Annotated in this window: 12 protein-coding genes; 3 read left to right on the plus strand and 9 right to left on the minus strand. The window is 60.6% G+C overall.

Annotation, left to right across the window (positions count from 1 at the left end; all coding sequences use genetic code 11):
- From FV222_RS31120 to FV222_RS10805, 3 genes are all read right to left on the minus strand, one after another.
- On the minus strand, positions 1 to 318 hold a 318-nt coding region (locus FV222_RS31120), incomplete at its 3' end, for a hypothetical protein (RefSeq protein WP_246685411.1).
- Positions 318 to 869 carry a PilZ domain-containing protein gene (locus FV222_RS32010; RefSeq protein ID WP_348644935.1) on the minus strand — a complete coding sequence of 184 codons (552 nt, stop codon included), beginning with the start codon at positions 867 to 869 and terminating at the stop codon, positions 318 to 320. The genes FV222_RS31120 and FV222_RS32010, both read right to left, overlap by 1 nt.
- A gap of 253 nt (positions 870 to 1,122) precedes the next feature.
- Positions 1,123 to 1,515, minus strand: a complete 393-nt coding sequence (locus tag FV222_RS10805; RefSeq protein WP_147814224.1) for a flagellar biosynthesis repressor FlbT — start codon at positions 1,513 to 1,515, stop codon at positions 1,123 to 1,125.
- Between the two features lie 221 nt (positions 1,516 to 1,736).
- On the opposite strand from FV222_RS10805, the gene FV222_RS10810 reads away from it, so the two are divergent.
- A complete protein-coding gene (locus FV222_RS10810; protein ID WP_147814226.1) occupies positions 1,737 to 3,995 on the plus strand; it encodes a DUF1522 domain-containing protein in 2,259 nt (752 codons plus the stop codon).
- Positions 3,996 to 4,062: 67 nt separating this feature from the next.
- Here the strand turns inward: FV222_RS10810 and FV222_RS10815 are convergent, their stop codons facing one another.
- From FV222_RS10815 to FV222_RS10830, 4 genes are all read right to left on the minus strand, one after another.
- Positions 4,063 to 5,037, minus strand: coding sequence for a site-specific integrase (locus tag FV222_RS10815; protein WP_246685412.1), 975 nt, complete (start codon positions 5,035 to 5,037; stop codon positions 4,063 to 4,065).
- A 311-nt stretch (positions 5,038 to 5,348) separates the two neighbouring features.
- On the minus strand, positions 5,349 to 5,570 hold the full coding sequence (locus FV222_RS10820; protein ID WP_246685413.1) for a hypothetical protein: 222 nt from the start codon (positions 5,568 to 5,570) through the stop codon (positions 5,349 to 5,351).
- Between the two features lie 181 nt (positions 5,571 to 5,751).
- Complete coding sequence (locus FV222_RS10825) at positions 5,752 to 6,060, minus strand: hypothetical protein (protein WP_147814228.1); 309 nt, start codon at positions 6,058 to 6,060, stop codon at positions 5,752 to 5,754.
- Complete coding sequence (locus FV222_RS10830; protein ID WP_147814230.1) at positions 6,057 to 6,701, minus strand: AAA family ATPase; 645 nt, start codon at positions 6,699 to 6,701, stop codon at positions 6,057 to 6,059. The genes FV222_RS10825 and FV222_RS10830 overlap by 4 nt, the downstream gene beginning before the upstream one ends.
- A gap of 368 nt (positions 6,702 to 7,069) precedes the next feature.
- Between FV222_RS10830 and FV222_RS10835 the strand changes: the two genes are divergently transcribed.
- Positions 7,070 to 7,294, plus strand: a complete 225-nt coding sequence (locus FV222_RS10835) for a hypothetical protein (protein WP_147814232.1) — start codon at positions 7,070 to 7,072, stop codon at positions 7,292 to 7,294.
- 171 nt (positions 7,295 to 7,465) lie between these two features.
- Here the strand turns inward: FV222_RS10835 and FV222_RS10840 are convergent, their stop codons facing one another.
- The gene (locus FV222_RS10840) at positions 7,466 to 7,681 is read right to left on the minus strand and encodes a hypothetical protein (RefSeq protein WP_147814234.1); all 216 of its coding nucleotides are present in this window, start codon (positions 7,679 to 7,681) and stop codon (positions 7,466 to 7,468) included.
- 283 nt (positions 7,682 to 7,964) lie between these two features.
- Between FV222_RS10840 and FV222_RS10845 the strand changes: the two genes are divergently transcribed.
- Positions 7,965 to 8,573, plus strand: coding sequence for a PAS domain-containing protein (locus tag FV222_RS10845; protein WP_147814237.1), 609 nt, complete (start codon positions 7,965 to 7,967; stop codon positions 8,571 to 8,573).
- 107 nt (positions 8,574 to 8,680) lie between these two features.
- Here the strand turns inward: FV222_RS10845 and FV222_RS10850 are convergent, their stop codons facing one another.
- The gene (locus FV222_RS10850) at positions 8,681 to 8,887 is read right to left on the minus strand and encodes a hypothetical protein (protein ID WP_147814239.1); all 207 of its coding nucleotides are present in this window, start codon (positions 8,885 to 8,887) and stop codon (positions 8,681 to 8,683) included.
- Positions 8,888 to 9,152 lie beyond the last annotated feature (265 nt).

A 9,152-nucleotide genomic window follows, 5' to 3' on the forward strand; every position in this document is an offset into this window, starting at 1 on the left:
ATCAGCACGTCCGCCTGACGTAGCTTCGCGACGATCTCCTCGGGCTTCGGGTGCTTTGCCATCTCGTCCGTCCTCCAGGCTCAAAAGCCATACCAAAGGGCGGACCACTTCAATGGGGGCGGACCAATCTGCTTCGATCAGCAGAGTGAATGTTTCAGGTACGCCGACCGACGATGGTAGGGTAAGCTTTGTACCTGTGTCCGAGATGTTTCGGACCATGCAGTCCATCACCGATCCGCCGCTGGGGAAAATGATCTTGGCGGCCTTCAGAACCCGCTTGCGCGGCGCGCTGCGCCGCTCAACGCCTGATTGGCTCATCACAACACCACATGTTCGTTGAAAGTCGTTGGGCTGAACGGGAGTTTGAACCGAACAGCGATCCCATCCGCCGTTTGTCGTACAACCGTAGCGAACCGCTTCCCGACAGTGACGGCTGACCCAAGCTCCGGCCGTTCAATCGTAGCGAGTGCTGCGCCAGACATCGAAAGATCGACGATCTCTGCAACAACAGTCTGGCTGTTCGGGAGCCTTACGTTGACAGCCTTCTGAGCCGGTACAATTCGAGGATCACTTCGCTGGTCGGTCGCGTCGCCGGCACGAGCACGTAGCCAAGCCAGCCGATCCTCAATTCTGGTCTGACGCTCTGCGCTGGCTTCGATAAGCATAGTGAAGCCGGCGGGACTCACTTCACCAATCAGCCCAGGCACGACGCCGACATAGTCAAGGTAACAAGTCGCTTTCATACCACGTCGGACGGGTAGCATTCCACCGCTTCTGATTATTTCGAAAACAGAGCTTGGCGATATCCGGGCAACACAGACTGCTTCGATACCGTTTTCTAAAAGAAATCTTCCCTGAGTCTCAATCATTAAGGCCACAACACAAGGCTAGATTGTTATCGGCGCCCTATATAGCAGGCTATACGTTTACAAAATATCTCAGGTTGAAAAGGATGCAAAATTCTCTGAGAAGCCAACCTCGCCGCGGTAGGCTTCAGAGGAAGCGGGGCACGCCGAAGCCGAAGAGCGCCGGCTATCGCACCGGGCGGACCGGATCGGGATCGTGGATGGTGATGTAGGGTGCCCTCAGTGCGCGCTGGCTGTGACCAAGCCTCTGCAGCGGTTATCCAGCTTTGGCTATGCGGAACCCATCAGCCTCAAGTGCCATCAGGGCCTTGCCCTTCTTGAACGCGACGTGCGTCTTCTTCTCGCTCAGTAGCTGTTGGATCTCTAGAATTTGAGGAGCGACACTTGGCATTGTCTGCAAGATGTGAACAGCAAGCCGCGAGAGTTCATTCAGCTCTTCGAAGGGGTTTTCTTTAAACACAATCTGCTGAAGCGCAAAGACCATCTTGGAGCAAGGCGAAATGGCATCGCTCTCGCGGATCATCTCGCTCTCGCGTAAGATGCGGCAATGATTTTTGAGTACCAAGCTTGCGCTAGATCCTGCATTGCAGATCTCAGCGCCATTGATGTAGACCGTTTCACCGGGCTTTATTGTAAGCTTTAATGCCATCGTACAAACTCGTTTTGAGTCAGATGCTCGCGCGATTGAGCACAAGCATTCAATTTTACTCTCGTGCGGCGTCCAGATTAACAATTAGTAAACTATGCGATCACTGCTTACGGCTCACTCAAAATTCGGTGCATCAATTTTACCGGCGTTTAGGGGATTGCGGCGTTAGGTGATGCGCCTTCGAAATTAGAGGGCCTCTTAGATCCAAAGGATCAGCTACCATGTCGTCAGGCATCACTCTCTCGGGCGCGACCCGCCAAAACCTCCTCGTTGCTCAGGACACTGCGAACCTCCTGGCAACGACCCAGAACCGCCTGTCGACCGGTAAGAAGGTCAATTCGGCCCTCGACAACCCGACCTCGTTCTTCACCTCGCAGGGTCTGAATAGCCGGAGCAACGATCTCTCGAACCTGCTCGACTCGATCTCGAATGGCGTCCAGGTGATCCAGGCCGCAAACACTGGTCTCTCCTCGATCCAGAAGCTCGTTGATTCTGCTAAGTCGGTCGCCAACCAGGCACTTCAGGCCACCATCGGCTACTCTACGAAGTCGAATGTTTCGACCACGATCACAGGTGCGACCTCTGCCGACCTCCGTGGAACTTCGACTGCATCAGATGCCCAGGCGCTCGGGAACGCCGTGCTTAATGCCGCAGGAACCCCCGCACCTATCGATGGTAATACAACACTTAACGGCGTTGCTGGTGTCTATGCAGGTGTGGCAAAGAATAATCGGCTAACCCCGACTGCTGCCGCAATCACCGGTGCGACGCTATTGTCCGGTGGTACGAACACTGACTCGCTTACCGCTACGGGAAGCACGTTCCTAGATGGCGACACTCTTTCCGTAAATGGAAAGACGGTCACTTTCAAAACGGCAACTACTCCGACAGCCGGCTCATTGACTGGCTCTCAGAGCGTTAAAGCAAGCGGAAACACTGTTTTTGATGGCAGTGGTAACTCTACTGTTTATCTCAACGCAAGCACCAACGTCCAAGACGTTTTGGATGCCGTCGACGTTGCAAGCGGAACCCGGACGGTGTCGGGCGCATCGGGAGTAGCCACGCTCGCTGCTGGTAGTGGCACTGCCGCGGCAATCAGCGGCAGCACGGGCGCTATCACTCTCTCGTCGACCACGGGCGCCGATCTCAACGTCACCGGAAAAGCTGATATCCTTAACGCCCTCGGTTTGACGCCCACGTCCGGTTCCGGCAATGCGACGGTTTCCGCGACGCGTACTTCGGGAGCGAACAATCTCACGAAGTTGATCTCTGATGGCTCGACGCTGAACGTCAATGGCAAGACCGTCACGTTCAAGGATGCAACTGCCCCGGCGGCATCGTCTACGCATACCGGTGTAGTTACCGGCGGCATTGAGACGGATGGATCTGGTAACTCCACCGTGTATCTGCGCAGCGCAACGGCTACCGGGCTTTTAAATGCCATCGATTTGGCCACTGGCGTTAAGACGGCAACACTCGCTGCCGGTGGCGCGACTCTGGGGGCGGGTACCGGTGCAGCCTCTTCGATCGTGGGCGGCGCGCTGAAGCTTAGCACGGGTACGCTGTCAGACCTCTCGATCACGGGAACCGGCAACGCACTCTCCGCGCTGGGACTGGCTGGAACTTCGGGCACGAGCACTGCCTTCACTGCGGCACGTGCTGTCGCATCCGGTGGTTTGGATGGCCAAACGCTCAATTTCGGCTCTCTCAACAAGGGGACCGCTGTTGCCGTAACCTTTGGTGATGGTACGAATGGCACCGTCAAAACACTTGATGACCTTAATTCGAAGCTTTCTGCTAACAACCTTGCCGCAACTTTGGATGCGAATGGGAAGCTGACAATTACAACGACGAACGATTATGCTTCGTCTCAGATCGGTAGCGTCGCAGACGGTGGAACGATTAGCGGAACGGCGTCGGCACGATTCTCTGCGGCGGGAGCGCCTGTCGTCGATGCCAATTCTCAAAACACCCGTAAATCGCTGCTGTCACAGTTCAACCAGATCCTGGATAACATCAAGACCACTGCCCAAGACTCATCGTTCAACGGTGTGAACCTTCTCAACGGCGATACCCTGAAGCTTACCTTCAACGAGAAGGGGTCTTCTACCTTGAACCTCCAGGGAGGTGATTTCGGCTTCGAAGGTCTCGGCCTCTCCAAGCTGGGCCAGAACGCGGTCAACGAGTTCGAGGACAACTCGTCCACGAACAAGGTGATCGATAGCCTCTCGAAGGCTTCGAGCCAGCTGCGCTCGCAGGCTTCGACCTTCGGTTCGAACCTTTCGGTCGTCCAGAACCGTCAGGACTTTAACAAGAGCATCATCAACGTCCTGCAAACCGGCTCGTCGAACCTCACCAGCGCCGACCTGAACGAGGAGGCCGCCAACTCCCAGGCCCTCTCGACCCGCAACTCGCTGACGATCTCGGCGCTGTCGCTGGCCAACCAGGCTCAGCAGGGCGTCCTGCAGCTCCTCCGCTAAGCGGACTAGCTTCAACGATCAGAGAGCGGCCGGGGGAAACCCCGGCCGTTTTCGTTTGCGCTGACGCTTACAAGAAGCCGCTGCCCGAGTGCCCTTTGAAAGCGTTCGCCCGTCGGATGTAGCCGACCACTGTCCGTGGATCGCAGTGCCCCGACTGATCCATGATCCGGGCGAGGTCCGCACCGCGCTCGGCCGCCGACGTGATGTAGCCCGCCCGGAGCGAGTGCGCTCCGAACGTCGAGGCATCAAGCCCTGCGGCGGTGCAGTATCGCTTGATGATGTCGGCGACGGCCTGGGTCGTCAGGCGCGGCTCAGGAGGTTCGGTTCCCGCGGCCTCCGTCGAACCCCTACGGCGCACGTTCCCTGACCGCGAGATCGGCCGAAAAACCGGCCCATCTGTGACCCCAGCCGCTTCCAGCCATTCCCGCACCAGGGCAACCGGCCGGATGAACCGGCCATGTGGTATCGCTTTCTCGAACCCCTGCCCTTCCTGATCGACCTTCGACCGGCGCACCATGACGCGCAGGCCCTCGGCATCCTCGCGCAGGTCGGCAACGTCGAGTGCCACCAGTTCGGACCGGCGGAACGCGCCAGCGAACCCGAGCGCCAGCAGCGCCCGATCGCGCTTCCCCGTCATGGTGTCCGGCGTCCGCATCAGCAGGGCCGCGAGGATGTCCGCGGTCGCGGCGGCTTTCTGTCTCGGCGCCACGCCCACCTTGCGACGAGCGCCTTTCAGGGCCGCCCGCACGCCTTCATCCTCGGTCGGGTCCGGCAGCTTGGCGAGCTTGTGCGCGTAGCGGATCGCGGCGCAACGCCGACCAATTGTCGAGGCCGAACGCCCCGCCTCAGCCTCATGGACGAGGAAGCCCGCAACGGCCTCAGGAGTCGCCGGCAGGGACCGAAACCCATACCGGGCGCACCAATCCTGAAACACCCGCGCATCCGACGTGTAGGCCCGCACCGTCGCGTCGGCCTTGCTCGCGCGCTGGTACGCCTGGACGATCGCCGCCGCCTCGGCGGGCAGACTGGTAGGGTTCGCCAAGTTGGCGACTCCTCCGCCGGGCGACGTCGGCGCCAAGTTGGCGGCCACGTCCGATGCAGGCGCCAAGCTGGCATCTGCATCCATGTCGCCAAGTTGGCGACTTGCTCGCTCCCCTTCGATCAAGTGGCCAACTTGGCCACTCGGTCCGGCCGGCGAGGCATCACCGTCGTGGGGATACCTTTCGCCCGACCCGCGTGTGTCGCCAAGTTGGCGCCTTACGCGGGTATGCTCAGACCTTGGCATCGCACCCGCTCTCTGCGCCGAGCGCATCGGCAATCATGCCGCCGGAGTACCCCGTCACAATCATCGGATCAGCTTTCCGGTCCTGTGGTAGCGGCGCCATCGAAGCGGCCCATCTGGTCGGCCAGTTCCTCGCGCCACCCTTCCGGTAGATGGAAGCCACGCATCCGCGATCGGGCTTCGACGGCCGCAAGCACCCGCTGCCAGTGCTCGGGCGAGATTTGCTGCACGTCGGCGTCGAGCCCGAGGTTGCGAGCCGCAGCCGATGCTGCGTCACGGAGGGGCGCAAACACGTCGGCGGGGGAAGATAGCCCTGGCTTCATTTCTTCACCCACCTTTCGCCCTCACCTATCTCAAACTTTCGAGAAGAACCCTTATCGAAAGTTACACCAGCTGGGCTAGCGCTGCAACGCTGTAATGCTACAGCGCTCCCGCATGATCGCGCCAAAGCGCTGTCGCACGGCGGTGCTATGCCTACCGCTTCCGTTCCGGCTTCAACGCATTGACGGACGGATGGCCGTGGCGCTGCAAGGCCGCGTCGATCCCTTCCATGATGACATCGTGCACTTTCACGTCTCGCGTGAACGCGATCTCGCGCAGGCGCCGATGGACCTCCTTCGGGAGGTAGACGGATGTATGCACCACGTCAGGGCGCGCCTTCCGACCGGTGGAAGTCCCTTCGGCCTTGGCGCTTGGCGCGTCGGCCGTCTTGTCGGCAGCTGGGGCACTAGGCACGGCGCCTGGCAGGCTGAGACCGCCAATCAGCGAGGGTCGCTTGCTCATGCCTTGCTGCCCTTCATCTTGCGATCAGCCCAGGCCCAAAGGGCACGGATCTCGTCGGCCGCCTTCCCCTCGGGCGCAAACTCGGTAACGCCCTGCCCGGCCGCGATCGCGTCCTGATGGTCGGCCCGTTGCGTCAATGCCGGCTCTGCTAGCACGCCGAAAATCCCCAGCCCGTTCGCGGCCTCAGTCGCTCGCGTTGACCGGCCCGCCGGACACTGGTTCAGCACGAAGGCGAACCGCTCGCGCATCCCGAGCCGCATCAGGGTCTCGATTGTCGGCATCGTGGCTTGAAGATCGAGCCGCGACGGACGCGCCGGCACCAGGGCGAGGTCGGCCGCCTGCATGGCGAGGTTCCCGCCCGTTGAGGATACGCCCGCCGTATCAAGGATCGCGAGCGTGAAACCTTGAGCTTTCAACGCTGCAAGGATCGCCGGCAGATCGCCGAGCCGATCGGGGCCGAGCTTATCGACGGCCGGCGCATCCGCGGTGCGAGTGTCGCCCCAAGCGGCAAGGGAGCCCTGCGGGTCGAGGTCGAGGGCGACGACATGTTCCCCCGCCTCGCTTGCCGTGACGGCTAGAGATGCGCCGATCGTCGTTTTGCCGACGCCGCCTTTTTGGGTAACGAGGGTGATCGTTCGCATGTCCGACTCGCGTTGCAGAAGCGCCGTAGCAGGAAAGCGCTACAGTTCGGAAGCACGATCCCGCTGTCACATCAGAGCATTGCAATGCTGTAGCGCTGTAGCGACAAAGCTGCATCATGCTGTCATGCTGCGTTCTACATGCGCTTTACCAGCCGCGGCGCGGTCGGGTGTGCAAGCCGGGTACGCCTCGATGATGGGGCCGCCTGGCAAGCGCCTAATCGCTCTTGGCTTAAGAAAGGGCAACCATTTTCATTGATGAAATCGATATCGCCTATCGATCCAATCTGTTTGATGCATGTTGCAGTGCGATGCATATTCCCCCTCGAAGCAGGGCGAAGCCCCTGAAAATCTCCTGAGGGATCACGACTATGTCCATGCGTACGTTTGCTCTTAGCGCTCTCGCCTTCACCACCTTCGCTGGTGCAGCAATGGCCGACGAGCGCACCAATCTCACCCCACCGCTCTACCGCGAGCAGGCTCGTGCGACGGCGAACGTCCGCCCGGTCTCTGATTTGACCACCACGCCGTCCCTTACCAAGGCGGGCTCAGTTGTCTCGCATGTTGAGATCGAGACGACGGGATCGGTACGTTAAGATTGCCGACCGGAACAGCCCCGAAGCCTCGCCCCCGGCGACTGGCGACGCTGCCATAGGCTGGCTCAGCCCTGAGCTATCCCGGCAGCGTCGTCCACGCTCTGGCTCTCCAACCAGCGCGGCCCACTGCGATCCACTATCGCTGGCCACCTGCCTGCGGGCACTTTGACCTCAAGCCCGGTCTGCCGACGCCTGTACGAGAGCCAAGATCCGGCGACGTTCTCCAGGATCAGCAATGCGCAGGAACGCGTGGATGAGCGCCGCGCATTCACCCTCCTGGCCGCGATAGTCTCCTACCTGTCCCGTGGGCTTGGCCGCCTCAATGGCGTTCTGCGGTTGATACAGAATGGTTGGCGAGACCTGCAGCGCGTTGGCGATGCGCTCCAACGACGTAGCTCGGGCAACGAGGTGCCCCGAACGATGAGAGCCTACGGCTTCGCCCTCTCTTAGGTCAGGCTCCGGCGGTTTGCCGGGCGGCGGCGTCTTCGATCCCATGGCTTGTTCCGCGTGGGCGCACGGAGCGCCTCTTACGATATTCCTACTACAATTGCGCCCCTGCGCGGCATTGCAAACACGCCACAGTTGTAACTTAACATTTCTAAATCCCTTGAGGTTGCGTCGGACAAGTCGGTACAACGACATGCCTCCGGGCTTGAGGAGGGATTTTCCGATGCCGAAGAACAAAACTTCCAGCGGCCAGACCTGTCCTCGCGCTTTTCAGACGGCCCTGGACGCCCTGGATGTGATCGGGCGATGGGAGTGGGATGCCGCTTCCGATCGGGCTCGCGTCGATGCCGTGGTGGCGCTGCTCTTCAACGTCGATCCGGAAGAGGCTGAGGAGGGTTTGCCGCTCTCGCGCTTCATCGATGGCATCCATCCCGATGACCAGAGGCGGGTGCTGGAGTTGATCCGCAGCAGCGCCAGCGCGAGCAGTGGTTTTCTGACCGAATATCGCGTGATCTCAGTCGACGGCCGAACGCGCTGGGTGTTAGCGCGCGGTCGCTTCACCGGGGATTATCACGGCCGGCCGCAAACCGGTGCGGGCATCATCATCGACATCACGCAGATGCGGATGAGCGAGGGCACTTTCGAAGACGCTGATAGCCAGACCGAAGGGACGCCGTTGGATCGTGCAGCTGATCATGCCATCGCTGCGCAGCAGGCGATCGTCGATCTGCAGGACCCACACCTCAAGGTGTTCGCGGACGCCCTGCTGATGGAGTTGGGGCGCCGACTAGCCCGTGAGGAGGTTCTAGAGCGCCGCAAGCGCATGAACTGAACCTGGACGTCTCACAGATCGGATTTCGCCACCGAGATCTGCGAGATCACCAAGGATCGTCACGATCAGCGCAAGTCAGGCGCGCCCTGATAGTACGGCTTCATGGCTCAGGTGCGCTTACTCATGTTGCCGCCGCTCATGCCTTCACAGCAGCACCCTGCCTTCTTGCCTCGGCTGCCGTGGTTCATCGCCATACCACCCTTGCCGCACATCATTGCTCCTTTGCCCTTGCCGCCTCCGCAGCAGCTCATGGCGAGGGTGGGGGCGGCGCTCAGCAGCACGAGGGCGGCGGTGGTCACGAGTAGCTTCTTCATGGGGCATCCTCTTTCGGGTCGATCTCCTCGTACCACGCTTATCTGCCCGATCTTCCAACCCTTTGAAGACGCACGCTCGATCAGGCGTGCCGGCAGACCTTCACGGACGAGATCAGCAGTGTCGCGGTGAGCACCGTCGTAAGCGCTCGGTGACGGCTGCCTTGTGCGGATAGGGTCTGGGTCTGGATACAGGGGATGGCGCGGGATGGCGCTGTATCGGCCCTGTGTCTGGACCTATGACGAACACGGCTCACATCGTCGTCGC

The sequence above is a fragment of the Methylobacterium sp. WL103 genome, assembly GCF_008039885.1.
Classification (GTDB): domain Bacteria; phylum Pseudomonadota; class Alphaproteobacteria; order Rhizobiales; family Beijerinckiaceae; genus Methylobacterium; species Methylobacterium cerastii.